This is a genomic window from Streptomyces sp. NPDC049040, from assembly GCF_043197715.1.
GTDB lineage: Bacteria > Actinomycetota > Actinomycetes > Streptomycetales > Streptomycetaceae > Actinacidiphila.
Genome location: NZ_JBICTO010000002.1, coordinates 545,231 through 569,952, shown reverse-complemented (window position 1 = coordinate 569,952; position 24,722 = coordinate 545,231). Strand labels below are relative to the sequence as shown.

The 24,722-nt window shown below is 73.4% G+C and carries 22 protein-coding genes; 13 read left to right on the top strand and 9 right to left on the bottom strand.

Annotated features, from left to right (window positions below):
• Positions 1 to 13: 13 nt before the first annotated feature.
• A complete protein-coding gene (locus tag ACGFMP_RS07420) occupies positions 14 to 730 on the bottom strand; it encodes a pirin family protein (RefSeq protein ID WP_393670897.1) in 717 nt (238 codons plus the stop codon).
• An 80-nt stretch (positions 731 to 810) separates the two neighbouring features.
• Here ACGFMP_RS07420 and ACGFMP_RS07415 point away from each other — a divergent pair, with 80 nt between their 5' ends.
• The 5 genes from ACGFMP_RS07415 to fabF all read left to right on the top strand — a co-directional run bounded on the left by ACGFMP_RS07415 (position 811) and on the right by fabF (position 5,783).
• Positions 811 to 2,016, top strand: a complete 1,206-nt coding sequence (locus ACGFMP_RS07415) for a PucR family transcriptional regulator (RefSeq protein WP_393670895.1) — start codon at positions 811 to 813, stop codon at positions 2,014 to 2,016.
• Between the two features lie 90 nt (positions 2,017 to 2,106).
• The gene (locus tag ACGFMP_RS07410) at positions 2,107 to 3,075 is read left to right on the top strand and encodes an ACP S-malonyltransferase (RefSeq protein WP_393670894.1); all 969 of its coding nucleotides are present in this window, start codon (positions 2,107 to 2,109) and stop codon (positions 3,073 to 3,075) included.
• Complete coding sequence (locus ACGFMP_RS07405) at positions 3,072 to 4,082, top strand: ketoacyl-ACP synthase III (RefSeq protein ID WP_393670892.1); 1,011 nt, start codon at positions 3,072 to 3,074, stop codon at positions 4,080 to 4,082. The genes ACGFMP_RS07410 and ACGFMP_RS07405 overlap by 4 nt, the downstream gene beginning before the upstream one ends.
• Before the next feature lie 70 nt (positions 4,083 to 4,152).
• A complete protein-coding gene (locus ACGFMP_RS07400) occupies positions 4,153 to 4,401 on the top strand; it encodes an acyl carrier protein (RefSeq protein WP_393670890.1) in 249 nt (82 codons plus the stop codon).
• 113 nt (positions 4,402 to 4,514) lie between these two features.
• Complete coding sequence (fabF, locus tag ACGFMP_RS07395; protein WP_393670889.1) at positions 4,515 to 5,783, top strand: beta-ketoacyl-ACP synthase II; 1,269 nt, start codon at positions 4,515 to 4,517, stop codon at positions 5,781 to 5,783.
• Positions 5,784 to 6,613: 830 nt separating this feature from the next.
• Here fabF and ACGFMP_RS07390 read toward each other — a convergent pair.
• Both ACGFMP_RS07390 and ACGFMP_RS07385 read right to left on the bottom strand, forming a co-directional pair.
• Complete coding sequence (locus ACGFMP_RS07390) at positions 6,614 to 7,489, bottom strand: NAD(P)-dependent oxidoreductase (RefSeq protein ID WP_393670888.1); 876 nt, start codon at positions 7,487 to 7,489, stop codon at positions 6,614 to 6,616.
• A 96-nt stretch (positions 7,490 to 7,585) separates the two neighbouring features.
• The gene (locus ACGFMP_RS07385) at positions 7,586 to 8,080 is read right to left on the bottom strand and encodes a DUF3145 domain-containing protein (protein ID WP_393670886.1); all 495 of its coding nucleotides are present in this window, start codon (positions 8,078 to 8,080) and stop codon (positions 7,586 to 7,588) included.
• Positions 8,081 to 8,342: 262 nt separating this feature from the next.
• On the opposite strand from ACGFMP_RS07385, the gene ACGFMP_RS07380 reads away from it, so the two are divergent.
• Both ACGFMP_RS07380 and ACGFMP_RS07375 read left to right on the top strand, forming a co-directional pair.
• On the top strand, positions 8,343 to 9,251 hold the full coding sequence (locus ACGFMP_RS07380) for an SGNH/GDSL hydrolase family protein (protein ID WP_393670885.1): 909 nt from the start codon (positions 8,343 to 8,345) through the stop codon (positions 9,249 to 9,251).
• A 66-nt stretch (positions 9,252 to 9,317) separates the two neighbouring features.
• Positions 9,318 to 10,835 (top strand): MFS transporter, encoded by a 1,518-nt coding sequence (locus tag ACGFMP_RS07375; RefSeq protein WP_393670884.1) that lies wholly within the window; start codon positions 9,318 to 9,320, stop codon positions 10,833 to 10,835.
• Positions 10,836 to 10,938: 103 nt separating this feature from the next.
• Here ACGFMP_RS07375 and ACGFMP_RS07370 read toward each other — a convergent pair whose 3' ends face one another.
• Complete coding sequence (locus tag ACGFMP_RS07370; RefSeq protein ID WP_393670883.1) at positions 10,939 to 13,401, bottom strand: beta-glucosidase; 2,463 nt, start codon at positions 13,399 to 13,401, stop codon at positions 10,939 to 10,941.
• A 66-nt stretch (positions 13,402 to 13,467) separates the two neighbouring features.
• Between ACGFMP_RS07370 and ACGFMP_RS07365 the strand changes: the two genes are divergently transcribed.
• Positions 13,468 to 14,076 (top strand): TetR/AcrR family transcriptional regulator, encoded by a 609-nt coding sequence (locus ACGFMP_RS07365; protein ID WP_393671363.1) that lies wholly within the window; start codon positions 13,468 to 13,470, stop codon positions 14,074 to 14,076.
• A 37-nt stretch (positions 14,077 to 14,113) separates the two neighbouring features.
• Here ACGFMP_RS07365 and ACGFMP_RS07360 read toward each other — a convergent pair whose 3' ends face one another.
• Together ACGFMP_RS07360 and ACGFMP_RS07355 are read right to left on the bottom strand one after the other, a co-directional pair.
• Complete coding sequence (locus ACGFMP_RS07360; protein WP_393670882.1) at positions 14,114 to 14,542, bottom strand: organic hydroperoxide resistance protein; 429 nt, start codon at positions 14,540 to 14,542, stop codon at positions 14,114 to 14,116.
• An 84-nt stretch (positions 14,543 to 14,626) separates the two neighbouring features.
• Positions 14,627 to 15,646 carry an NADP-dependent oxidoreductase gene (locus tag ACGFMP_RS07355; RefSeq protein WP_393670881.1) on the bottom strand — a complete coding sequence of 340 codons (1,020 nt, stop codon included), beginning with the start codon at positions 15,644 to 15,646 and terminating at the stop codon, positions 14,627 to 14,629.
• A gap of 111 nt (positions 15,647 to 15,757) precedes the next feature.
• Between ACGFMP_RS07355 and ACGFMP_RS07350 the strand changes: the two genes are divergently transcribed.
• Complete coding sequence (locus ACGFMP_RS07350) at positions 15,758 to 16,183, top strand: MarR family winged helix-turn-helix transcriptional regulator (protein ID WP_393670879.1); 426 nt, start codon at positions 15,758 to 15,760, stop codon at positions 16,181 to 16,183.
• 18 nt (positions 16,184 to 16,201) lie between these two features.
• Here ACGFMP_RS07350 and ACGFMP_RS07345 read toward each other — a convergent pair whose 3' ends face one another.
• The gene (locus ACGFMP_RS07345; RefSeq protein WP_393670878.1) at positions 16,202 to 16,843 is read right to left on the bottom strand and encodes a hypothetical protein; all 642 of its coding nucleotides are present in this window, start codon (positions 16,841 to 16,843) and stop codon (positions 16,202 to 16,204) included.
• A gap of 208 nt (positions 16,844 to 17,051) precedes the next feature.
• Here ACGFMP_RS07345 and efeU point away from each other — a divergent pair, with 208 nt between their 5' ends.
• From efeU to ACGFMP_RS07325, 4 genes are all read left to right on the top strand, one after another.
• Positions 17,052 to 17,885: an iron uptake transporter permease EfeU gene (gene efeU, locus ACGFMP_RS07340; RefSeq protein WP_393670877.1), complete on the top strand. Its 834-nt coding sequence runs from the start codon at positions 17,052 to 17,054 to the stop codon at positions 17,883 to 17,885.
• A 59-nt stretch (positions 17,886 to 17,944) separates the two neighbouring features.
• A complete protein-coding gene (gene efeO, locus ACGFMP_RS07335; RefSeq protein WP_393670875.1) occupies positions 17,945 to 19,126 on the top strand; it encodes an iron uptake system protein EfeO in 1,182 nt (393 codons plus the stop codon).
• A 2-nt stretch (positions 19,127 to 19,128) separates the two neighbouring features.
• Positions 19,129 to 20,490 (top strand): iron uptake transporter deferrochelatase/peroxidase subunit, encoded by a 1,362-nt coding sequence (gene efeB / locus ACGFMP_RS07330; protein WP_393670873.1) that lies wholly within the window; start codon positions 19,129 to 19,131, stop codon positions 20,488 to 20,490.
• A gap of 93 nt (positions 20,491 to 20,583) precedes the next feature.
• Positions 20,584 to 21,000: a hypothetical protein gene (locus ACGFMP_RS07325; RefSeq protein WP_393670871.1), complete on the top strand. Its 417-nt coding sequence runs from the start codon at positions 20,584 to 20,586 to the stop codon at positions 20,998 to 21,000.
• On the opposite strand, the gene ACGFMP_RS07320 is transcribed toward ACGFMP_RS07325, so the two are convergent.
• On the bottom strand, positions 20,975 to 23,266 hold the full coding sequence (locus ACGFMP_RS07320) for an ABC transporter substrate-binding protein (RefSeq protein ID WP_393670869.1): 2,292 nt from the start codon (positions 23,264 to 23,266) through the stop codon (positions 20,975 to 20,977). The genes ACGFMP_RS07325 and ACGFMP_RS07320 overlap by 26 nt on opposite strands.
• Positions 23,263 to 24,684, bottom strand: a complete 1,422-nt coding sequence (locus tag ACGFMP_RS07315) for a VWA domain-containing protein (RefSeq protein WP_393670868.1) — start codon at positions 24,682 to 24,684, stop codon at positions 23,263 to 23,265. Before ACGFMP_RS07315 ends, ACGFMP_RS07320 begins: the two co-directional genes overlap by 4 nt.
• Between the last annotated feature and the right edge of the window lie 38 nt (positions 24,685 to 24,722).

Below are 24,722 nucleotides of genomic sequence, written 5' to 3'. Positions count from 1 at the left end.
ACACCCGCGGGCCTCACGCGGGCCCTGGCTCCCCGTGCATGGTCCACAGGACGTACTCGGCGCCGCCGGCCGCGAAGGCAGTGAGCGGCGGCTCCGCGGTGAGCCGGGCCGCGTCGCCCGGTTGCAGCAGGGACCCGTCGAGCCGCACGGTCCCGCGTAGGACGTGCAGGTAGCAGAAGGGCGCCGCGGGCAGCACCACCTGGTCGGGCACGAGCGGGCGGCCGACCCGCAGCTCCGCGGCGCGCTGCCGGAGCCGCAGCGGGGGGGTGGCGTCCGGCGAGCCGGACGCCAGCAGGGTCAGCCCCGGGCCCTTCGCGGCGGGCGCGGTGACGGCCCGGTAGCCGGGCCTGGCCCCGAAGACGTCCGGGTGCAGCCACATCTGCAGGAAGTGCAGCGGCCCGCTCCCCGCGTTGCGCTCGACGTGCCGTACCCCGCTGCCGGCGCCGAGCCACTGCGCGTCGCCGGCCCGCAGCCGTGCCACCCGCCCCTCGGCGTCGCGGTGTTCGAGCTCGCCCTCGGTGACCCAGGTGACGATCTCGGTGTCGCGGTGGGTGTGCTCGGCGAATCCGGCGCCCGGTGCGAGCCGTTCCTCGTTGCAGGCGACCAGCAGCCCGAACCACACGTTGTCGGGGTCGTAGAAGCCGGAGAAGGAGAAGGCGTGCCGGGTCTCGATCCCGGCCTCCGGCTCTCCGCCCGAGTAGCGGTCCGCCCCCCGGCGCACGTCGATCATGCCCCTACGGTAGACGGCCGGAGCGGCGCCGGCCCGCTGCCGCGGGAAGCCGGAAAAACCGACCCCATAGGCTTGGCTTCGTGCCGAACGCCTCTCAGTCACCGCAAACTCCCCCCGAACCCGGTCGCGGGGAGCACTCCGCGACGCTGCGCCGACTGGAGAAGTCCGCAGGACGGCTCGCCGCGAACGCCATCGCGCGGATGGACGCGCAGCTGCCCTGGTACCGGGCGATGCCGCCGGAGAACCGCTCGTGGATCGGCCTGGTGGCCCAGGCAGGCATCGCGGCGTTCACCGAGTGGTTCCGGCACCCCGAGGCGCCGCAGGCGATCAGCACCGACGTGTTCGGTACTGCGCCGCGCGAGCTGACCCGGGCGATCTCGCTGCGGCAGACCGTGGAGATGGTGCGGACCACGATCGAGGTGATGGAGGCCGCCATCGACGAGGTCGCCGCGCCGGGGGACGAGGGGGTGCTGCGCGAGGCGCTGCTCGTCTACGCCCGGGAGATCGCCTTCGCCACCGCCCAGGTCTACGCGCAGGCCGCCGAGGCCCGCGGCGCGTGGGACGCGCGGCTGGAGTCGCTCGTGGTCAACGCGGTCCTGTCGGGCGAGGCCGACGAGGGCGTGCTGTCCAGGGCGGCGGCGCTCGGCTGGAATTCGCCGGACAAGATCGTGGTGGTGCTCGGCACGGCGCCCAACGGGGACAGCGAGCTGACCGTGGAGGCGATCAGGCGAGCCTCCCGGCACGCCAAGCTCCAGGTGCTGACCGGTGTGCTGGGCGAGCGCCTGGTGGTGGTCGCGGGCGGCGACGACGACCCGCTGCGGGTCGCGAAGGCGCTGATCGGCCCGTTCGCGGCCGGGCCCGTGGTGGCCGGTCCCGTGGTGGGCGACCTGCTGTCGGCGACCCGCTCGGCGCAGGCCGCGGCGGCCGGGCTGCGGGCCTGCCAGGCCTGGCCCGACGCGCCGCGCCCGGTGTCCTCCGACGATCTGCTCCCCGAGCGTGCGATGGCGGGCGACCGGCACGCGCGTGAGCAGTTGGTGGAGGAGATCTACAGGCCCCTCGAAGAAGCGGGCTCCGCGCTGCTGGAGACGCTGAGTGTCTATCTGGAGCAGGCGTCGTCCCTCGAAGGGGCCGCCCGGATGCTCTTCGTGCACCCCAATACCGTCCGCTACCGGCTCCGACGTGTGACCGACGTCACCGGCTGGTCGCCCTCCGACGTACGTTCGGCGTTCACCCTGCGCATCGCCCTCATCCTGGGCAGGCTCTCCGATGCGGAACGGCCCGGCTGACGCTTTTGTTGGACACCCACAAATCACCTGACAGTTCTTGGTCCCTGTCCCCACGGGCGGTCATCCCTGCCCGCGAGAGAGAGTGTGAAGGTGCTCGTACTCGTCGCTCCCGGCCAGGGCGCACAGACGCCCGGCTTCCTCGCCCCCTGGCTCGAACTCCCCGGCGCCGCCGACCGCCTCGCAGGCTGGTCCGCCGCGGCGGAGCTGGACCTCGCCCGCTACGGCACGAAGGCGGACGCGGACGAGATCCGCGACACCAAGGTCGCGCAGCCGCTGCTGGTCGCGGCGGGCCTGCTGTCCGCGGGTGAGCTGGGGGCTGTCCCCGGCCTGGTCGCGGGACACAGCGTCGGCGAGATCACCGCGGCCGTGCTGGCCGGGGTGCTCTCCGCGCACGACGCGATGACCTTCACCGCCGCCCGCGGCCGTGCGATGGCCGACGCGGCCGCGGTGACCGCGACCGGCATGTCCGCGGTCCTGGGCGGCGACCCGGACGCGGTGGTCGCCCATCTGACCGGTCTCGGGCTGACCCCGGCGAACGTGAACGGCGCGGGCCAGATCGTCGCCGCAGGCACCGTCGAGCAGCTCGCCGCACTCGCCGAGGACCGGCCGGAGAAGGCCCGGGTCATCCCGCTCAAGGTCGCGGGCGCCTTCCACACCGCCCACATGGCCCCCGCGGTCGCGGCGCTGGAGGCGCTGGCCCCCTCGCTGGCCGTGTCGGACCCGGCCCTGCCCTATGTCTCGAACGCGGACGGGCAGGCGGTGGGCAGCGGCGCCGACGTCGTACGCCGGCTGGTCGCCCAGGTGTCGAACCCGGTGCGGTGGGACCTGTGCATGGAGACGTTCAAGGAGCGCGGGGTCACCGCGATCATCGAGGTGTCGCCCGGCGGCACGCTGGTGGGTCTGGCCAAGCGGGCGCTGCCCGGTGTCAGGACACTCGCGCTCAAGACGCCCGACGACCTCGAAGCGGCACGCGCCCTGGTCGCCGAGGCGACCGCGGAGGCCGCGGTCCAAGGCGCCGTACCCGAAGCCTCATCCGAACAGGAGCCGTTGCAGCGATGACAGCGAAGATCAACCCGAGCAAGGGCTCCCCGTACGCGCGGATCCTCGGCGTCGGCGGCTACCGCCCCACCCGGGTGGTGCCCAACGAGGTGATCCTGGAGCACATCGACTCCAGCGACGAGTGGATCAGGTCGCGGTCCGGCATCGCCAGCCGGCACTGGGCGGGGCCCGAGGAGACGGTGGCGGAGATGTCGCTCGCCGCCGGCGGCAAGGCCATCGCCGACGCCGGGATCAGCGCCTCGGACATCGACGCCGTCGTCGTCGCGACCGTCTCGCACTTCAAGCAGACCCCGGCGGTCGCCACCGACATCGCGCACCGGATCGGCGCGGGCAAGCCCGCCGCGTTCGACATCTCCGCGGGCTGCGCGGGCTTCACCTACGGCCTGACCCTCGCCAAGAGCATGGTCACCGACGGCACCGCGGGACACGTGCTGGTGATCGGCGTGGAACGGCTGAGCGACCTGACCGACCTGGAGGACCGCGCGACGGCCTTCCTCTTCGGCGACGGCGCGGGCGCGGTCATCGTCGGCCCCTCGAAGGTGCCCGCCATAGGCCCGACGGTGTGGGGTTCCGAGGGCGACAAGTCGGAGACCATCAAGCAGACCGTCTCCTGGGAGGCCTACCGCGGCACGCCCGCGGAGCAGGTCCGCTTCCCGGCGATCACCCAGGAGGGCCAGGCGGTCTTCCGCTGGGCGGTCTACGAGATGGCGAAGGTGGCCCAGGAGGCGCTGGACGCCGCCGGGATCACCGCGGACCAGCTCGACGCGTTCATCCCGCACCAGGCGAACATGCGGATCATCGACTCGATGATCAAGGCGCTGAAGCTCCCCGAGCATGTCGCGGTGGCCCGCGACATCGAGACCACGGGCAACACCTCCGCCGCGTCCATCCCGCTCGCCATGGAGCGGCTGCTCGCCACCGGCGAGGCCAAGAGCGGGGACACCGCGCTGGTCATCGGCTTCGGGGCGGGTCTGGTCTACGCGGCGACTGTGGTTACTCTCCCCTAGTCACACACCCTCGCGGCACGGCAGTCCCGCCCGCCGCGCCATCGGTACACATCAAGGAGCGCCGTAAACAATGGCCACCCAGGAAGAGATCGTCGCCGGTCTCGCCGAGATCGTCAACGAGATCGCCGGCATCCCCACCGAGGACGTCAAGCTCGACAAGTCCTTCACCGATGACCTGGACGTCGACTCGCTGTCGATGGTCGAGGTCGTCGTGGCGGCGGAAGAGCAGTTCAACGTGAAGATCCCGGACGACGACGTCAAGAACCTCAAGACCGTCGGCGACGCGGCCGACTACATCCTCAAGGCGCAGCAGGTCTGAGACCGCTGGGCTGAAACGATCCCTCGGGGCGCCGGGCACCCGGCGCCCGCGGGATCGGCCACCGGGACGACGCGTCTGTCGCCCGCCCTTCTAGACGTGGAGAGACAATTCCTGTGAGCCCGACCAATCGCACCGTGGTCGTCACCGGTATCGGAGCAACCACACCGCTGGGTGGCGACAGCGCGTCGACCTGGGAGGCGCTGCTGGCCGGCCGGTCAGGTGTGCGCCCGCTGGAACAGGACTGGGCTGCCGAACTGCCCGTGCGGATCGCCGCGCAGATCGCCGTTGAGCCGCTGGAAGTACTGCCCAGGCCGCTCGCCCGCAAGCTGGACCGCAGCGCGCAGTTCGCGCTGATCGCGGCCCGCGAGGCGTGGGCCGACGCCGGCTTCACCGCGAAGGCCGGCGACGACCCGGCGGTCGACCCCGACCGGCTCGGCGCCGTCGTCGCCTCCGGCATCGGCGGCGTCACCACGTTGCTGGGCCAGTACGACGTGCTGCGCGACCAGGGCGTACGCAAGGTCTCACCGCACACCGTGCCGATGCTGATGCCCAACAGCCCCTCCGCGAACGTCGGAATCGACATCAACGCGCGGGCCGGTGTGCACACCCCGGTCAGCGCCTGCGCGTCGGGCGCCGAGGCGATCGGCTACGCGGTCGAGATGATCCGCACCGGCCGCGCCGACGTGGTGGTGGCCGGCGGCACCGAGGCGGCGATCCACCCGCTGCCGATCGTGGCCTTCGGCAACATGATGGCGATGTCCAAGAACAATGACGACCCGCAGGGCGCCTCACGCCCCTACGACTCCGGGCGGGACGGCTTCGTCCTCGGCGAGGGCGCCGGCGTGGTCGTGCTGGAGTCCGTGGAGCACGCGAAGGCGCGCGGCGCCCGGGTGTACGCGGAGGTGGTCGGCCAGGGCATCTCGGCCGACGCGCACCACATCACCCAGCCGGAGCCGACCGGCCGCGGCATCGCGGCCGCGCTCGGGCACCTGCTGGAGGGCACGGACCTCAAGCCGGCCGAGATCGTGCACGTCAACGCGCACGCCACGTCCACCCCGCAGGGTGACGTCGCGGAGATCAAGGCGCTGCGCCGGGTGTTCGGCGACGACGTGGACCACATGGCGATCTCCGCCACCAAGTCCATGACCGGCCACCTGCTGGGCGGCGCCGGCGGTATCGAGACGGTCGCCTCCGTGCTGGCCCTCCACCACCGCCTGGCCCCGCCGACGATCAACCTCGCGGAGCAGGACCCGGAGGCCGACGCGGACATCGTCCGCGACAAGCCCCGCCCGCTGCCCGAGGGCACGATCGCCGCGCTGAACGACTCCTTCGGCTTCGGCGGCCACAACGTGGTACTGGCGCTGCGCAGCTTCGAGAGCTGAGCGGGGGGCGGGCTAGGAGCTGGGGGGCTGGGCTGAGCCTCGCGTCGGGCTGGGGGCTGGGGGGCGGGGCCGCACGCTGGGCTGGGCTGTCGCCGCGAGCTGAGCGGGGGCGGCACGCTGGGGGCGTGGCGCCGGGAGCTGGGCTGTCGCCGCGAGTTGAGCGGGGGGGCTGAGCCCCGCGCCGAGGGCTGGGCAGGGCGGCACGCCGGGAGCTGGGCGGGGCGCCGCGCCGGGCTAGGGGCGGGGGCGGCACGCTGGGGGCGTAGCGCCGGGAGCTGGGCTGTCGCCGCGAGTTGAGCGGGGGGCTGAGCCCCGCGCCGAGGGCTGGGCCGGGCGCCGCGCTAGGAGCTGGGCCGCATGCCCGGAGCTGGGCCGGGCGGCACACCGAGGGCTGGGCAGGGCGCCGCGCTAGGAGCTGGGCGGGCGCCGAAGGCTGGGCGGGGGCTGAGCCCCGCGCCGAGGGCTGGGCAGGGCGGCACCGTCTTTCGGGGCGGTGCCGCCCTGTTGGGTTGGCCGGGCAGGTGTGCGGGTGGGGGGAGCCCTCTTTCCTGTTCGGCACCGCCCTCTGCCTTATTGCCGCCGGCTCGCCTCCGGGCGCTTCGATCCGGTGTCGACGGTCGATCGTGCTCGATCCCCTCGTTCCTCGGGGACCTCCGCGCGTTCTCCCTTTCGACACCGGCGCGCCCTTCGGCTCCCCGGCTACAGGGGGACCGCCCGGGGGTGGGGGCGGGGACGGGGGCCACCCGGGGGTGGGGTCGGGGACGGGGGCCGCTTGGGGGTGGGCTCGGGGACGGGGGCCGCTTGGGGGTGGGCTCGGGGACGGGTGGCGGCTACGAGGTCCAGCTGGCGAAGTAGCCGGCGGCCATGTCCTTGCCGCCGTGGCCCTGGGCGGCGGCGCGGTGGAAGCGGGCGGAGCCGGCTGCGGCGAGGTCGAGGCGGGCGCCTGCGGCCTCGCCGGCGGCGACGATCAGGTCGAGGTCCTTGGCGGCGCCCTCGACGGTGAAGTTCGGGGTGAAGTCGCCGCTGCGGATGGCCTCGGCCTTCATCCGCAGGTAGGGCGTGTCCATGGAGCCGCCCTCGATGGCCTCGAAGAAGCGGTCGGGGTCGACGTCGAGGGCCTTGGCCAGGGCCAGGGTCTCCCCGGTGGCGGCGGTCAGCGCCAGTACCCAGTTGTTGAGCACCAGCTTCAGCCGGCTGGCCGGTCCCTTCGCGGCGTCTCCGGCCAGCCACACGGTGCTGCCGCCGATCGCGTCGAAGACCCGGTCCGCGACCGGCCGGGCGTCCTGCGGGCCGGCGGCCAGCACAGTGAGCTGCCCGGCGTCGGCGACCGGGCGGGTGCCGAGGACGGGCGCGTCGTAGAAGATCAGGCCGTACTCGGCGGCGCGGGCGGCGAGCACGCCCTGCGCCTCGGGGCCGACGGTGCCGGTCTGCAGCCAGACCGTGCCCGGGGCGAGAGCCTCGGCGGCGGCGCCGACGACGTCGAGGGTGGCGGGGCCGTCGAGCAGCATGGTGAGGACGACGTCGGCGCCGCGTACGGCCTCGGCGGGGTCGGCGACCACCCGCACGCCGTCGGCGGCCAGCGGCTCGGCGCGGGACAGGGTGCGGTTCCAGGCGCGGACGTCGTGCCCGGCGGCGGAGAGGTTTCTGGCCATCCCGGCGCCCATGAGGCCGGTGCCGAGGACTGCGATGGTGAGAGAGTCGGACATGACCGCAGGTTAGCCGCGCCGGGCGGGCGGCGCTGCGACCGGCCCGGGGTGGCGCGGGGTCCGACGGCCGGGCGCGGCGGGCGCGCTGAGTGCGGGTCAGACCACTTGGTGCAGCCAGCGGACCGGGGCGCCCTCACCCGCGTAGCGGAACGGCTCGAGCTCGTCGTCCCACGGCTTGCCGAGCAGCCGCGACAGCTCGACCTCGAGGTCGGCCTCGCCGCTGCGGGCCCGCTGCATGGCGGCGCGCAGCCGGTCCTCGGGGATGAGGATGTCGCCGTGCATGCCGATGACCGCGTGGAAGATGCCCAGTTGCGGCGTGGCGCTGTAGCGCTCGCCCTCCGCGGTGGCGCAGGGCTCCGCGGTGACCTCGAAGCGCAGCAGGTGCCAGCCGCGCAGCGCGGAGGCCAGCTTGGAGGCCGTGCCGGGTTCGCCCTGCCAGGAGAACTCGGCGCGCCAGGTGCCCGGCGCGGCGGGTTGCCGGATCCAGTCCAGGCTGACGCGCACGCCGAGGACGCCCGCGACGGCCCATTCGACATGCGGGCAGAGCGCGCGCGGTGCGGCGTGCACGTACAGAACACCACGTGTCGTCACCGGTACCTCCAGTGTGGGACGAGGTTCGCCTTCCCCAGCGGCCTCAACACCCGAACCGGCTGCTTCCGGGGCAACATGAAGACATTCTGCACTATTCACGGCAAACAGGACAACAACTGACGGTTTGACGCCCGGTCGCGGCCCACCTCCCGTCACATCGATCCGGGTGTCAGGGAAAAAGCTACCTTGCGGCGTCTCCTTGAGCGTGACGTACCGTCGGGCTGTTACCGGATGTCACCCACACGTCGGAGGGAAGCCACCCATGCGACCGCTGCTGCGAAACGGCCTGGCACTGGCCCTCGGTGCCGTTCTGCTGGGCGGATGCTCCTCGGGCGGCTCACCCGACGGCGGACGGGCGTCCACGGCCGGGTCGCCCTCCGCACACACCTCGCATTCCACGCGGGAGGCGGCGCCGGCGCCGCCGGCCCGCCCGTGGAACGTGCACCCGGCGTCGGTGGCGGCGCTCGGCGACTCCATCACCCGCGGCTTCGACGCCTGCAAGCCGCTGTCCGACTGCCCCGAGGTGTCCTGGGCGACCGGATCGCGGACCGCGGTCGGCAGCATCACCAGCCGGCTCACCGCGGCCCGCAGCTGGAACGTGGCCGACACCGGCGCCAGGGTGGCCGACCTGGCGGCCCAGGCGCGGGAGGCGGCGGCGTACAAGCCGGCGATGGTGACGATCCTGATCGGCGCGAACGACGCCTGCACGTCGGGGCCGGCCACGATGACCACCGTCGCGCACTTCCGCACCCGCTTCGACGCCGCCCTCGCGTATCTGCACAAGACGCTGCCGACCACCCAGATCCTGGTCGCCAGCATCCCCGACCTGGAGCGGCTGTGGTCGATCGGCCGGTCCAACATGCTGGGCAAGCAGGTCTGGAAGCTCGGCCTGTGCCCCTCGATGCTCGGCGACGCCGACTCGCTCAGCGCCGCCGCCAAGGCCAGGCGCGCCGCGGTCCGCGACCGGGTGGTCGCCTACAACCAGGTGCTCGGCCAGGTCTGCGGCCGGTACGCGCGCTGCCGCTACGACGGCGGCGCGGTCTTCGGCTACCGCTTCGGCACCGACGAGCTGAGCACCTGGGACTGGTTCCACCCCAATGCGAAGGGCCAGGAGCAACTGGCCGCGCTGCTGGCCGCGGTGGCCTTCAGACCGCAGGAGAAGACCGGGTGAGACGGCCGTCCGCAGCCGCCTCCTTGCGGACAGAAGCTGACCGCAAGCCTTCATAGTGTCTTCCTCATGGACACCACGAAGGACCTCGTACCGAACGTTCCCGGCGCTCCGGACGCCCCCGACTCCCCCGGCCTGCCTGGTCGCTGGCTCGGCTACACCGCGGTGCTCGCCGCCAGCGTGATGGACCTGCTCGACTCCACCATCGCGAACGTCGCGGCGCCCTCGATCCGCACGTCGCTCGGCGGCTCCTACGCGGACCTCCAGTGGATCGCGGCGAGCTACACCCTGGCGATGGCGGTCGCGCTGCTCGTCGGCGGCCGGCTCGGCGACATGTTCGGCCGCAAGCGGGTGCTGCTCACCGGGATGGCCGGCTTCGTCCTCGGCTCGATGGTCTGCGCGGTGTCCCAGAGCCCGTCGATGCTCATCTCCGCCCGCCTCGTGCAGGGCGCCTTCGGCGCGGTGATGATCCCGCAGTGCTTCGGCATCCCGCGGGAGATCTTCTCGCCCCAGGAGGCCAAGAAGGCCTGGGGGATCTTCGGGCCGCTGATGGGCCTGTCCGCGGTACTCGGCCCGGTCGTCGCAGGCGTGCTGATCCACGCGGACCTCTTCGGCACCGGATGGCGGATGATCTTCGGCATCAACCTGCCGATCGGGCTGGCCGCGCTGGCGGTCGGCTGGAAGTTCCTCCCGGACGTCACCCCCGCGGCCCGCGGTGTGCGGCTCGACCCGCTCGGCGTGCTGCTGGCCGGCGCAGGCGCCTTCCTGCTGGTCTTCCCACTGGTCCAGGGCCGCGAACTGGGCTGGCCCGGCTGGACCCTGGTGATGCTCGCGGTGTCGCTGCCCGTCCTCGGCGTCTTCGCGCTGCACCAGGTCCGCCGCAGCCGCGCCGGGCTCAGCCCGCTGGTCGAGCCGAGCGTCTTCCGCAAGCGCTCCTACGTCTCCGGGGTCGCCTTCGCCATCGCCTTCACCGCGTCCATGGGCGGCATGATCCTCACCCTCGGCGTCTTCCTCCAGGTCGGCCTCGGCTACACCGCGCTGCACTCGGCGCTGGCGACCGCGCCCTGGGCCGTCGGCGCGCTGTTCGGCTCGGCCGGCGGCGCGATCTTCATGGGCCGGCTCGGCCGCAAGGTGCTGCACATCGGGCTGGCCCTGATGGGCTGCGGCGTCCTGGGCCTCTACGCCGTCTTCCAGACGGCGGGCGCCGGCCTGACGGCCTGGCAGCTGGCCGCTCCGCTGGTCGTCGGGGGCGCCGGGATGGGCATGATCTTCGTGCCGCTCTTCGACATCATCCTCGGCGGTGTCGAGCCGCACGAGATCGGCTCCGCCTCGGGGACGCTGCAGGCCGTGCAGCAGCTCGGGATGACGCTGGGCATCGCCGCCCTGGGCACGGTCTTCTTCAACGTACTGGGCAGCGCGGCCCCCGGCGGCTCCTCCGCGGTGGACGCGGCCTCCACGACCGCCCTGTGCACGGCGGGCCTCATCGCCCTGGCCTTCGTCCTCGGCTTCTTCCTCCCCCGCGCCGCCCACCAGGCCCCCGAGGAGGCCGAGGCCCCGAGCCGGGCCCCCGAGCCGGTCACCGTCTGACACCGCCCGCTCCCCTCGGGGCCGCATGGGACACCCCATGCGGCCCCGGGGCGTTGCCGGCCGGGGAGCGGCCCGTGGACAGGACACCCTCGGGCATCCCGGGTCAGGCGATGTGCACGGAGAGCGGGCCCGCCGAGACGCGGTACGGGCCGGGCGGCAGCCGCCACGCGCCGGCGGAGTCGTCCCAGGTCGACGCGACCCGGCACGGAAGCGGGATGACGGCCTCGGCCACCTCGCCGGGACCGGCGGTGACGGAGGCGAAGCCGGCGAGCACCTGCCCGGTGCCCGTATCGGCTCCGGCCCCCGCGAGGTAGAGCTGGACGACCTCCCGCCCGGCCCGGGGGCCGGCGTTGCGCACCCGGACCGTCACCGAGGCCAGTTCCTCCGGGCCGGAGCCCGGCAGGGCGATGAGCTCCTCGTACGCCCACGTGGTGTAGCCGAGACCGTGCCCGAAGGGGTAGGCGGGGGCGGGCGTCCCGGGCCGCTGCCAGGCCCGGTAGCCGATGCGGACGCCCTCGTCGTAGGGCAGTACGCCCTCCCGGGGGGCCACTTCGGTGACGGGCGCGTCGGCCAGTGCGACCGGCCAGGTCGTCGGCAGCCGGCCGCCCGGCTCGACCGCGCCGAGCAGCACGTCCGCGAGTGCGGCACCGCCCTCCTGCCCCGGGAACCAGCAGACCAGCACCGCCGCGACCTGCTCGCGCCACGGAAGCTCCACCGGCGCACCGGAGTTGACGACGACCACGGTGCGCGGATTGGCCGCGGCGACCCGTGCGACGAGTTCGTCCTGCCGGCCCGGCAGCCGCAGGTCCCGCCGGTCGAAGCCCTCCGACTCGACCCGCTCGGTGGTGCCGACCACGACCACCGCGGTGTCCGCCGCCCGTGCCGCAGCGACGGCCTCGGCCAGCAACTCCTCGTCGTCCCTTTCCGGTTCGCCGTGCAGCAGGCTGAACCCGACGGCCCGGATCGGGAGTTCCACGTCCTTGGGCGGCAGGTGGAGCAGGCTGACCGGCACCGGCTCGCCTGCCGCGAGGTGCACCGTGCCGCGCTGGGTCGGTTTGCCGAAGAAGGCTTCGAAGGGGTCGGGGTCCTGGTCGTACTGCGGCCCGTCGTAGAGGGTGCGGCCGGCGACGGTGAGGGTGAAGCCGCCGGTTCCGCGGGTGCCGAAGCGGTGCTCGCCGCCGGTCGCGGGGGTGAAGATGCCGTGCAGCTCGACGGTGTGCAGGTCGTCGTAGTCGACGCCGGGCGGCATCTCGCCGAACCACTGCACCTGCCCCGACGGCAGTGCCTCCGCGCCGAGTTCACGCCCGTCGGCGGCGCGGGCCACTGCCCGGAGCGCGAACCCGCCGGCCGCCGCCGGGAGTTCCTCGACGGGGTCGGCGCCGGGCGCGTACGCGAGCGGCGTCCCGGCCGGCAGCGCATCACGCATCGCGTCGAGCAGCGACACCACGTGCCCGGGGAAGACCTGCGCGGACCCGCCGCCCAGGATGCGCGGTTCACGGGCCCCGGCGCCGATCAGCGCGATGCCGCCGTGCAGGGCGGCGGCCTCCAGTGGCAGCACCGGGGCGTCGCCGCGCACCGCGTTGCGCAGCAGCACGCAGCCGCGGCCGGCGATCTCCCGGGCGAGCGCGTCGCCGTCGATCGGCGCAGGCCGGTCGGCCTGCGCGACGGCCGCGGGCGCGCCCGCGAGCAGCCCGGCACGGGCGGCGAGCCGCAGCACACGCCGTACGGCGTCCGCCACCAGCTCCTCCGGCACCTCGCCTGCCCTGACCGCGGCGGCGAGCGCCTCGCCGTAGACGGTGTGCGGCCCCGGCATCGCCAGGTCGAGGCCGCCGCGGATCGCGCCTGCGGTGGAGCGGGCGGCGAGCCAGTCGGAGACGACGACCCCGTCGAAGCCCCATTCACCGCGCAGCACGCCGCCGATGAGCTCGGCGTGCTCGGTCATGGTCACACCGTTGACCGCGTTGTACGCCGCCATGACGCCCCACGGGCGGGCGCCTTTGACGATCGCCTCGAAGGGCGCGAGGTACAGCTCGCGCAGCGGGCGCGGGGCGATGCGGTTGTCGACGGTGAAGCGCTCGGTCTCGGCCTCGTTCCCGACGAAGTGCTTGACGGTGACGCCGACTCCGCCGTCCTGCACCCCCAGCACGTACCCGGTGCCGATGGCCCCGGTGAGCAGCGGGTCCTCGCTGTAGGCCTCGAAGTGCCGGCCGCCGAGCGGGCTGCGGTGCAGGTTGACCGTCGGCGCCAGCAGTACGTGCACGCCCTTGCGGTGCGCTTCCTGGGCCAGCAACCGGCCTGCCCTGCGGGCAAGTTCGGGGTCCCAGGCGGCGGCCAGGGCGGTGGGGCTCGGCAGGGCCACCGACGGGTCGTCGGCGCTCCAGCGCCTGCCGCGTACCCCGATCGGCCCGTCCGACATCACCAGCGAGCCGAGCCCGACGGCCGGCAGGGCGGGCAGCGACCACATGTCCTGCCCGGCCAGCAGCCGTGTCCTGTCATCGAGTCCGAGTACGCGCAGCGCGGCCTCCACGGCCCGCTCGCGCTCGGCGTCACCCTGTCCGAGCGTCATCGCCCCATGCTGGCCCCGGTGGCGCGCGATTGCCTGCCGTACGGTAGGTATGGATACCGATCCGTGATGTGGCAGGGGGCGGGTGTGCCGAGGACCAGGAGCGACCGCGGTGAGCGGCGGGCGGAGATCATCCAGGCCGCCACCGAGGTGATCGCGGAACGGGGCTACCGGGGAGCGACACTGGCCGCGGTCGCGGAGCGGGTCGGGCTCACCCAGCAGGGGCTGATGCACCACTTCCCGACGAAGGAGGCGCTGCTGGTCGCGGTGCTCGACGCCCGCGACCAGTGGGACATGGCGTCGGCCGCGCTGCACGGGCGGCAGTGGCCGCTGGATGTCGTCGCCGAGCTGGTCGAGTACAACTCGACCAGGCCGGGTGTCGTCCAGGCCTTCACCGTCCTGGTCGGGGACAGCGTCACCGACGGGCATCCGGCGCAGGAGCACTTCCGCGAGCGGTACTCGAGGGTGCGCACCGGTGGGGCCGACGCGCTGCGCGCGGCCTACGGGGACCGGCTCCCCGGCGGTCTCACGCCCGAGCGGGCGGCGACGCTGCTGGCCGCCGTGATGGACGGCCTCCAGGTCCAGTGGCTGCTGGACCCGGAGGCCGTCGACATGCCCGCCGCCTTCCGCGACTTCCTGGCCCTGCTGGCCCCGCCGCGCGCCGACCCGCCGCGCTGATGGCGGAAGGCCGGCCCCGGCTCCCCTGGCCGCCGGGTCAGACGGCGGTCAGCGTCACCTCCACGTTGCCGCGGATCGCGTTGGAGTACGGGCAGACCTGGTGGGCCTGCTCGACCAGCGAGGCGGCGACGTCCCGCTCGACGCCCGGGATGGAGACGTCCATCTCGACGGAGAGCCCGAAGCCGCCGGCCTCGGTGGTGCCCAGGCCGACCTTCGCGGTCACCCGCGAGCCGGAGATGTCGGTCTTCGCCCGCCGGGCGACGACCGCGAGCGCGCTCTGGAAGCAGGCGCTGTACCCGGCGGCGAAGAGCTGCTCGGGATTGGTCCCGGCACCGCTGCCGCCCAGCTCGACCGGCGGATTGACGATGACGTCGAGCTTGCCGTCATCCGTGGCGACCCGCCCGTCGCGGCCGTTCTCCGCGGTGGCGACTGCGGTGTAAAGGACGTCCACGAACTGGATGGTCATGAAAAGGGCCTCCTCGTCGGCAGGCCGTCGCGCCTGCAGCGTTCTGTTGTGGCCGGGGCCGTGGTCGGTCCCGGTCGGCGGTGCTCACTCCGGAAGGGCGACAACCGTCTTCCCGGTGTTCTCGCCGCGCAGCATTCCGAGGAACGCCGCCACGGCCTGGTCGATTCCGGTCACGACGGTCTCGCGGTAGCGCAGCTGCCCGTCGCGCAGCCAGCCGCCGACGTCGCGGACGAAGTCCGGCTTGAGGTCCTGGTGGTCGCCGACCAGGAAGCCGCGCAGCGTGACGCGCTTGCCGATCAGCAGGCCGAGGTTGCGCGGTCCCGGCGGCGGCTCGGTGTCGTTGTACTGCGCGATGGCCCCGCAGAGCGCCGCCCGCCCGTGCACCCGCAGCGCGGAGATCGCGGCCTCCAGGTGCTCACCGCCGACGTTGTCGAAGTAGACGTCGATGCCGTCAGGCGCCGCGGCCTTCAGCTGGGCGGCCACCGGGCCGTTCTTGTAGTTGAAGGCGGCGTCGAATCCGTACTCCTCGACCAGCAGCGCGCACTTCTCGTCCGAGCCCGCGCTGCCGATCACCCGGCCGGCGCCCTTGAGCCGGGCGATCTGGCCGACCTGGTTGCCGACCGCGCCGGCCGCGCCTGAGACGAAGACGGTCTCGCCCGGGGCGAGCTCGGCGACCCGCAGCAGGCCCGCGTACGCGGTCATGCCGGTCATGCCGAGCACTCCGAGGTAGGCGGACAGCGGTGCCTGCGCCGGGTCGACGACGGCCGTGTGCGCGGCGTCCACCACGGAGTACTCGCGCCAGCCGAGCCCGTGCAGCACATGGTCGCCGACCGCGACGCCCTCGGCCGCGGAGGCGACCACCCTGCCGACGGCGGCACCCGTCATGGCCTGGCCGAGCTCGTAGGGCGCGGCGTAGGACTTGGCGTCGTTCATCCGGCCGCGCATGTAGGGGTCGACGGACAGGAAGAGGTTGCGCACCAGGACCTGGCCGGGGCCCGGCTCGGGAACCGCGGTCTCGGCCAGGTCGAAGTCCGCGGGCGTCGGCCAGCCGGCTGGCCGCGCGGCCAGCCGCCATTCGCGGCCCGTGAGCGTACTCGTCGACATCAGGCGATCCGTCTCCTTCCGCCACAGCTTCACCATGGCAAATATTCAGGCTCTCAATTAACCATGGACCTTGATATTTCATGTTGTCAAGCATCGGGGTAACCTGGTGGCATGACCCGCCGCACCGACCCGCTGACGACCGAGGTCGTCGACCTCATCGCCACCGCGGTGGCCCGCCACCACGAGGACTACGAGAACGCGGCAGCCGGCTTCCACCTCACCGGTGTACAGGCGAAGGTGCTGGCACTCCTGGCGACCGGGCCGATGCCGATGCGGCAGATCGCCCAACGGCTCAAGTGCGAGCCGTCGAACGTCACCGGGATCGTGGACCGCCTGGAGGCCCAGGGCCTCGCCGAGCGGCGGCCCGACCCGGCCGACCGCCGGGTGAAGCTGGCGGCGGCCACCGCCGCGGGCCTGGACACCGCGGAACGCCTGCGCGACGGCCTCGACTTCGCCCGCGAGCCGCTGGCCGCGCTGTCGGCGCACGACCGCACCACGCTGCGCGACCTGCTCAGGCGGATGCTCGGCGAGGACTGAGCCCGGACGCCGCCGGCGCTACTGGCACCACCAGAGCACCTGCTTGCAGGTGGGCGAGGGCGACGGGTCCGGTGGGCGGGGGGTCTTCGGGGGCGACGACGGCGGGGCGCTGCTCGGGGTGGGCCGGTGGCTCGCGGTCGCGGTGGGATGCGCCGTGGTGGCGGACGCGGTCGGCGTCGCGCCGCCGGTGCTCGGTGTGGCGGTCGGGCTCTGCGTGTGGCGCGGGCCGCTGGTCGCGCCCTTGTGCGGCGCCGTGGTGCCGCCTGCGGCCTCCGGCGTGACGGTGCCGGTGGGGGCGCTGCTGACGTCGGTGACACCGGGCGCGGGCGGCACGGAACCACCGGAGTCGGCGCCGGACAGCGCGGCCATCGACAGCATGGCCAACGCGCCCGCCACCGCGACGAGTCCCACCCCGTAGACGGCGACGCGCTGCTGCCGCCCGCGCGAGCGCCTGCGCTGCCTGCCGCGGGCTGCGGCACGCCCGTCACCCGGGGGCACCGGCCCTCCCGGCAGGCCCGGCCCGTCCTCGTCACCGGTGATCGGCGGCATCTGGGCGGTCTCGCCCACCGGCGGGAGTTTCAGCTGGTCGGCAGGCGTACCGCACCCCGGGCAGGAGTAGGCGCCGTTGAGGTGCCGGCGGCACGCGTAGCAGTAGTCCATGGCGCCTTGGACCCTATGGGACGCCTGTGGCGCAACGGAACCCCGGCCTCCCGCTTGTCACGGCTTTGCCGGGAAATTCCCGCCCACCCCAAATCGGCGCAGGTGGGAGCTCTTGACGGCACCCCGGTGCAGACCCTGTAATAAGGCTGCCCTAACCTAAATAAGGCCAGCCTAACTTTTCGATCACCTCCGTCCCCGAAGGACCCCCATGCTCCCCACGTTCGTCATCGGACTCCGCGAAGGACTGGAGGCAGCCCTGATCGTGGGCATCATCGCCTCCTTCCTCAGCCAGCAAGGCCGCCGGGACGCGCTGAAGAAGGTGTGGCTGGGGGTCGCCATCGCGGTGGCGATCTGCGTGGCGGTGGCCATCGCACTCCAGGTCTTCTCCAGCGACCTGCCGCAGAAGCAGCAGGAGCAGCTGGAGACCGTCATCGGCGCCATCGCCGTGGTGATGGTCAGTTACATGGTGGTGTGGATGAAGCGGCACTCCCGCGACCTTCGCAAGGACCTGGAGGGCGCGGCGGGCCGGGCGCTGTCCGAGGGCTCGGCGTCCGCGCTGGTGCTGATGGCCTTCCTCGCCGTGCTGCGCGAGGGCTTCGAGACCGCGGTCTTCCTGCTGGCCACCTTCAACGCGAGCGGCAGCCCCAGGTACGGCGGCACCGGCGCGGCGCTCGGCGTCCTGCTCGCCGCCGTCGTGGGCTACGGCATCTACCGGGGCGGTGTGCGGATCAACCTCTCGCGCTTCTTCCGCATCACCGGCGTGGTCCTGATCCTGGTCGCCGCGGGCCTGGTGTCCACCGCGCTGATGACCGCGGCGGAGGGCGGCTGGCTGTCCCAGGGCACCAGAGCCTTCGACCTGACCTGGCTGGTGCACCCCAACACCCCGACCGCGTCCGTGGTCACCGGCGTACTCGGCATCCAGCCCTACCCCGACTGGACCATGGTCACCGGCTGGCTGGTCTACGCGATCCCGATGGCGGCCGTCGTGCTGTGGCCGGCCCGCCGCCGCAAGGCCCCGGTCGCGCGGCCGGTCGCCGAATGAGCCGCCGCCCCGCGCCCCGCACCTCCCTTCACCCTCGCAACCCCCAACAGGAGCTGACCGTGACCCCCCGAGCCACCCGCCGACGCACTCTGGCCTGTGCGGCCACCGTGATCGCCGCAGGCCTGCTGCTGACCGCCTGCGGCGGCGACAAGGACGACTCGAAGGGATCGGCGCCCGCCGACGCCAAGAACGCCGATGCCAAGTCCTCCACCGTCAAGATCGGCATCAGCGACAAGGACTGCGCCCCCACCCCGGCGACCGTGCCCGCGGGCACGGTGAAGTTCGACGTCAGCAACACCGGCTCGGGCAAGGTCACCGAGGCGGAACTGCTGGACGGCGGCAAGATCCTGGGCGAGAAGGAGAACCTGACCCCGGGCCTGTCGGGCGACTTCACCCTCAACCTGGACGCCGGCAAGTACCAGGTCTACTGCCCCGGCGCGAAGACCGAGAAGACCGAGTTCACCGTCACCGGCACCGCGAAGAAGACCTGGAAGGACGACCCGGCCCTGGTCACCGCCACCCAGCAGTACGCGACCTGGGTCACCGGCGAGGTCAGGGAACTGGTCGCGGGCACCGACGCGTTCACCGCCGCGGTCAAGGCGGGCAAGACCGCCGACGCCAAGACCCTCTACGGCAAGGCCCGTATCCACTACGAGCGCATCGAGCCGACCGCCGAGATCTGGGGCGACATCGACGGCCGGATCGACGGCCGGATCGACGACGCCCCCACCGCCGCCGACTTCACCGGCTTCCACCGCATCGAGCAGACGCTGTGGGAGAAGAACTCCACCGCGGGACTCGGCGCGCTCGCCGACCAGTTGAGCGCCGACGTCCACGACCTGTACACCAAGGTGCAGACCGTGGAGTACCAGCCGGCCGCGATCGCCAACGGCGCCACCGACCTGGTCAACGAGATCCAGTCCTCCAAGATCACCGGCGAGGAGGAGCGCTACTCGCACATCGACCTGCTCGACTTCGACGGCAACCTCGCCGGTGCGAACGAGGCGGTCAACGTCCTGCTGCCGGTCCTCAAGGTCAAGGACCCGACGCTCGCCACCACCGTCGCCCAGCGCTACCAGGCGACCGCCGACGCGCTCAAGGTGCACGCGGCCACGCCCGGTTACGAGAACAGCGGCTACGTCGACTACCGCAAGGTCACCGACGCCCAGCGCCGCGTGCTGGCCCAGGCGGTCGACGCCTACGCCGAGTCCGTGTCCAAGATCGCCGGAAAGATCGCCTGACCATGGCCGCCTCCGCTCACGACCCCGCCCAGGACCCGGACCGCGACCCCGTCGCGGACGGCACTCCCGACATCACCCCGGACCAGGCCGCACCCGCGCCCGGCCCGGTGGCCTCCGCCGTCAGCAGGCGGCGGCTGCTCGGCGCGGTCGGAGCGGGGGCGGCGGTCGCCGGCGCCGCACTCGGCGCCGGCGGCACCGCGCTGGCCCGGGACGGCGGCTCGGGCCACGGGCCCGCGGCCGGCCATGCCCCGGCGGCCACCGTGGACTTCCGCGGCGCCCACCAGGCGGGCATCGCCACCCCGTCGCAGGACCGGCTGTGCTTCGCGACCTTCGACGTGTCGCAGACCGCGACCCGTGCGGACGTGGCCGCGATGCTCACCGCGTGGACCGCCGCCGCCGAGGCGATGACCCTGGGCCACCAGGTGCCGGGGCACGAGGGCGACCTCAACACCCCGCCGGACGACACGGGCGAGGCGGTCGGCCTCACGCCCGGCCGGCTCACCATCACCATCGGCTACGGCCCCGCCCTCTTCGACGACCGCTTCGGCCTGGCCGCCCGCCGCCCGAGCGCGCTCAAGCCGCTGCCCAGCCTGCCCGGCGAGAACCTCGACCCGTCGGTCACCGGCGGCGACCTGTGCGTCCAGGCCTGCGCCGACGACCCGCAGGTCGCCTTCCACGCGGTCCGCAACCTGCGCAGGCTCGGCTTCGGCACCGTCCTGCCGCGCTGGATGGAGCTGGGCTTCGGGCGTACGTCCTCCACCTCCCCGCAGCAGGCCACCCCGCGCAACCTCATGGGCTTCAAGGACGGCACCCGCAACATCGACGCCCGCGACGAGACCGTGATGGGGCAGCACGTCTGGATCGGCCCCGAGGAGCCGCAGCGCTGGATACGCGGCGGCTCGTACCTGGTGAGCCGCAAGATCAAGATGCGGATGGAGCAGTGGGACCGCGACCGGCTCGGCGACCAGCAGGACGTCTTCGGCCGCTACAAGGGCACCGGCGCCCCGCTGACCGGGCACCGCGAGTTCGACACCCCCGACTTCGGCGCCAAGTCCGGCGGGGAGTACGTCATCCCCGACGACGCGCACATCAGGCTCGCCTCGCCGGAGAACAACAAGGGCCTGCGCATCCTGCGCCGCGGCTACTCCTACACCGACGGCATCGACAAGACGACCGGCGACCTGCTCGGCGGGCTGTTCTTCATCGCCTTCATGAACAGCCCCGACCGCTTCGTCACGCTCCAGCGGGTGCTGGGCGCGCACGACGCGCTCAACGAGTACATCCAGCACATCGGCAGCGGTGTCTTCGCCGTGCCGCCCGGGCTCGCCGCCGGGCAGGACTGGGGCCGCCAGCTCTTCGGCTGAGGGCCGCTCATCCGGCACGGCCCCGGCACGCCGCAGGCCCGGCCGCCCCTCGGCGGAGGAGGGGCGGCCCGGGGCCCGGGTAACCTCGGCCGCATGCCCCGCAAGCAATGGAAGGCCCGCCGGCTGGTCGCCGGCGGGCACACGTACCTGTGGACGCTCCGCCACCGGCACCAGGTGACGGACGCCGGGCGGCCCTTCGACTGCCGCCAGGTCCTCACCCTGTACCCGCAGCCGGCCGGCGGCGGCCTGCGCATCGTCTTCGCGGAGGGCCCCGGCCGGTACGTCCCCGGCGGCTACCCGCTGGGCTCGGGGGACGTGGGCATCTCCCGCGGCGGCTCCCTGAACCTGCACGAACCCGGCGCCGTCCGGGCCCTGCTGGACGCGGCGTGGGCCGGCGGCTGGCGGCCGGGGGGCACCCGGCTGGTGGAGGTCGACGGCTGGACCCTGCTGGACGCGGCCGCCGCAGCCCGGGCCGCGGACGAGGTCAGCCGCGCTGACACACCTCCGTGAGCGGGCTCGTGCCCGCATGACGGCTGATCCTGTCCAGAGCCTTCAACTGGTCGTCGAGGGTGCCGGGGTCGGCGAGGAAGCGCAGGACGGCCAGCGCGAAGGCGTCGCGGACCTGGGGCTGCATGACGTCCGAGCCGTCGTAGCAGCGGACCGCGTCACGGGAGCCCAGCGTGCCGGCGATCCGGCCGGCCGTGCCGGACGACGGGTGGCCGTCGAGCACGTCGAGCTTCACCGAGAAGCCGGACTGCGTGCCGGCCCAGGCGCGTTGGGCCTCGTCGGAGGCCAGGTAGTCGATGAGCTTCCGGGACTGCGGGGTGCTGTGCAGGACGGCCGCGAGGTCGCCGGAGACCTCCCAGCGTTCCCTGCCGCCGGTCGCCGCACCGGGGATGACCTCGGCGGAGTGCACGTAGTCCGCCCCGACCGCGGTCCAGGCGTCGCTGCCGCGGGCGAAGGACGACTGGTGCTCCAGTTCGCAGGAGTGGCCGGGCACGCCGTCGGCGGCCTTGCCGAAGGGCGTGGTCAGAGCGGTTTTCACATAGGGCTTCTTGCCCGCGCCGACCAGCCGGCCCCAGGTCTCCCAGGCCTTGCGGACCCGGTCGTCCCTCCACGACAGCCAGCCCGTCACCCACGCGTCGTACGTGTCCGGGTCGGTCTGCTGGAGCAGGATGTCCTCGATCCAGTCCGAGCCCGGCCATCCCGAGGTGGCGTCGCTGCCCATGCCCAGGCACCACGAGCCGGGGCTCTTCGCGGCCTGGTCCACCGCGGCGGGCTTCGTCGACGCCGGGTGCCACACCATGCTCTTGAGGTCGGCCTTGATCGGCAGCCAGTAGACGTGGCCCTGCACCCGGGTGACCCAGGCCGAGCCGAACTCGCCATTGCCCGCCAGGCCGTCCAGCGGGGTGAGCATGCCCTTGGCCGCGTATCCGGCGAGTTCGCCGGGTCCCGGCAGGATGGCGACGTCCGGTGGCGTACCGGATTCGACATCCGCTGCCAGCACCTGGCTCTCGGCCGAACTGCCCTGGTAGATCACGTGGATGCGGGACTCGTCCTCGAACCTGTCGATCACCAGCCGCTGGAATTCGTCCTGTTCCGTGCCGGTCCAGTTGGCGAGCAGGGTCACCGAGCCCTTCCAGCCGGTGGCCCGGACGGCGAGCGCCCCGCCGGTGGCCAGCAGCGCCAGGCACAGCCCGATCACGCCGAGCGTACGGGTGCGCGGCCACCTCGACGTGACGGCCCCGACCCGGTATTCGTTGATCCACGTCCGCAGCCCCAGCACCACGAGCACCATGAGCAGCAGCCCGCCGGCGAGGATCCAGCCGGAAGCGGCGGCGCGAAAGCCGCTGTTCGCGAGCCGGCTGGAGACGGTGGCCCCGGCCCTGGGTATCTCGTCGCCGGCCAGCGGGGAGGTCAGCACGGTGCGGGAGTCGGCCATCCCCGCATGCGTCAGCGCGGTGAAGACGACCAGGACGGCCGTACCGGCGACCAGCAGCACGACGGCGCCGAGCAGCGGGGGATTCCACCGCCGCCTGAAACGCGCGCCGGTGAAGCGCTGCGCCTCGACGAGCAGCACCAGCAGCGCCAGCGCCAGGACGAGGGCGGCACTCCACTCCAGCCACAGCAGCCAGCCGAAGTCGGTCTGCCCGCGCACCACCTGCTGCTGCTCCGCCTGCAACTCCCTGAGCCTGCCCAGCACGGTGGCCTCGGCCTCGGGACCTGTGGTGTCCACACCGAGCATGCTCTTGGCGTATCCGAGGTACGCGTCCTGGAGGTCGGAGCCGGGCTCCTGCGCCGACGCGTCCTCGGTCCAGCCCGAGTAGGTGGAGATCAGGCCCGTCACCGTCTGGATCGTCTGCTGGCCGCTGAGGCCGGTGACATCGGCGGCGGCCGCCCGCGCGAGGCTCTGGCCGGCCACCGAGATCCTGGTGTGGAAGTCGCCCGTGGTGCCGTCGCCGCCGGCGATGTCCTGCTGGGCCATGGTCAGGGCGTCCATCGCGGTGTCGACGGCGAGCACGCCCCGCGCGCCCGAGAGCTTCAGCGGCACCGCGTCACCGTGCACCCCGCGGTAGGCACCGAAGAGGGACAGCGTGGTCAGGGCGGCCAGCACCAGCAGCGCCAGCCTGCGCCTGCCCAGTTCGCGCAGGGTGCCGCTCGGGGCCGGTGTGCCCGCCGCGGTGTCCTCGGCGGCACGCCTGCGGGTGAGGCGGCCCAGGATCCCGCCGTCCACGACCTGGGCCGGTATCGGTGCCGCGTCCGTCCGCTCGCTCATGACGCCCCCGGCGCCTTCTGCCCGCAGTGCGGGCAGAAGGCGGACCTCGCCGGGATGCGCCGCTCGCACACCCGGCAGGAGACCAGGGCCGCGCCCGCCTGGAGGCCGGGGTCGGCGCCCTGGCCGCCGGGCTCGGGTCCATAGGTGCTGTGGCTGCTCGCGGTGATCAGGTGCTCGAAGTCGACCGGCTCGATGTCCTGCCGCAGCGACACCTCTCCCGCTGCGGCGTCGTGGATGTCCACGAGCCTGCGCAGCTCGGCGAGTTGCCGGCGGGCGCCGGCCTGGTGTGCGAGCGCGACGGCCCTGCCGAGGTGCTGTTCCGCCAGCTTCGGCTGCTTGCGGTGATAGGCGTCGGCCGCGTCCGCCACGGCCTTGCCCAGCTCCTGGTATAGCCGGAAGTGCAGCACGTGCTCGTCGGTCATCCCCGACAGCACCGGGTCGTCGGTCCAGCGCACCACCAGTGGCACCGGTGCGGGCGGCGCGACGGCGGCGCCCGCCGGGGTGCGCACCCCGATCTCGGCGGCCAGCAACTCCTCGCCGTGCAGCCGCCCTTCCGGGTCGACGGCGACGCAGACGTGGTAGCGGCGCACCTCGTTCCCCCAGGCCCTGGTGACGTACGCGCCGGGCTCCGCGGCCTCCGCGGTCAGCGCCGCCTCGGTGGGGAAGGTCTGCCGGACGTAGCGGAGCCGGCTGCCGGGCGAGGCCGCCACGGTGAGGGTCAGCTCGGGCACCGCCTTGGTGAGCAGGCCGCGCACCAGACGCTCGTACGCCCCCACGAGTTCGGACTCCTCGCGTACGTCGTGGGCGCTGCCGTGCAGGGCACCGGTCACCTTCAGCAGCAGCCGGGCGTCCCAGTCCCGGCCGATGCCCCAGGCGTCGCAGACGAACTGCCCCGCGGCCGCCTCCAGGACGTCGTCGAGGGGCCGGAAGTAGTCGTGCTCGTTGCGCCCGTCGGTGAGCATCAGCACGTGCCGGATCGGGGCGGGCTGCCCGGCGAGCAACTGGCGTGACCGGTAGAGCCAGTTGCCCAAGCAGGTGCCGCCGCCCGCGACCAGGTCGTGCACCGCGGCGGCCGCCTCGTTCCTGGTGGCGCCGTCGGCGACCGCCATCACGACGCCGTCGCCCGGCGGGTAGGCGGTGACCGCGAACTGGTTGCCCGAGACCACGGCGAACGGGGTGCCGTCCGGCAGCAGTTCCAGCGCGGCGACCGCGGCGTTCTTGGCCGCCCTGAACTTCTCCGGAGGACGGTCCATCGAGCTGGAGCAGTCGACCACCAGCACCTCGGCGAGCGCGGGCCCCGGTGACCCGCCCTCGGCGCCGCTGACGTCGACGGTCACGATGGCGTGCAGGTCCTTCTCGCCCGCGCCCGCGGGGAGGTACTTCTCCTGGCTGACCGCGAGGCCGATGGTGGTGTCCACTGTGCTCCTGACTCCTCGCCGATGAGCTGCTGCTGCGG

Coding starts and splice junctions, on each gene's coding strand:
- ACGFMP_RS07420 (WP_393670897.1), bottom strand. CDS start 730: ATGATCGACGTGCGCCGGGGGGCGGACCGCTACTCGGGCGGAGAGCCG.
- ACGFMP_RS07405 (WP_393670892.1), top strand. CDS start 3,072: ATGACAGCGAAGATCAACCCGAGCAAGGGCTCCCCGTACGCGCGGATC.
- ACGFMP_RS07400 (WP_393670890.1), top strand. CDS start 4,153: ATGGCCACCCAGGAAGAGATCGTCGCCGGTCTCGCCGAGATCGTCAAC.
- ACGFMP_RS07390 (WP_393670888.1), bottom strand. CDS start 7,489: ATGTCCGACTCTCTCACCATCGCAGTCCTCGGCACCGGCCTCATGGGC.
- ACGFMP_RS07380 (WP_393670885.1), top strand. CDS start 8,343: ATGCGACCGCTGCTGCGAAACGGCCTGGCACTGGCCCTCGGTGCCGTT.
- ACGFMP_RS07375 (WP_393670884.1), top strand. CDS start 9,318: ATGGACACCACGAAGGACCTCGTACCGAACGTTCCCGGCGCTCCGGAC.
- ACGFMP_RS07370 (WP_393670883.1), bottom strand. CDS start 13,401: ATGACGCTCGGACAGGGTGACGCCGAGCGCGAGCGGGCCGTGGAGGCC.
- ACGFMP_RS07365 (WP_393671363.1), top strand. CDS start 13,468: ATGTGGCAGGGGGCGGGTGTGCCGAGGACCAGGAGCGACCGCGGTGAG.
- ACGFMP_RS07360 (WP_393670882.1), bottom strand. CDS start 14,542: ATGACCATCCAGTTCGTGGACGTCCTTTACACCGCAGTCGCCACCGCG.
- ACGFMP_RS07355 (WP_393670881.1), bottom strand. CDS start 15,646: ATGTCGACGAGTACGCTCACGGGCCGCGAATGGCGGCTGGCCGCGCGG.
- ACGFMP_RS07350 (WP_393670879.1), top strand. CDS start 15,758: ATGACCCGCCGCACCGACCCGCTGACGACCGAGGTCGTCGACCTCATC.
- ACGFMP_RS07345 (WP_393670878.1), bottom strand. CDS start 16,843: ATGGACTACTGCTACGCGTGCCGCCGGCACCTCAACGGCGCCTACTCC.
- efeU (WP_393670877.1), top strand. CDS start 17,052: ATGCTCCCCACGTTCGTCATCGGACTCCGCGAAGGACTGGAGGCAGCC.
- efeB (WP_393670873.1), top strand. CDS start 19,129: ATGGCCGCCTCCGCTCACGACCCCGCCCAGGACCCGGACCGCGACCCC.
- ACGFMP_RS07325 (WP_393670871.1), top strand. CDS start 20,584: ATGCCCCGCAAGCAATGGAAGGCCCGCCGGCTGGTCGCCGGCGGGCAC.
- ACGFMP_RS07320 (WP_393670869.1), bottom strand. CDS start 23,266: ATGAGCGAGCGGACGGACGCGGCACCGATACCGGCCCAGGTCGTGGAC.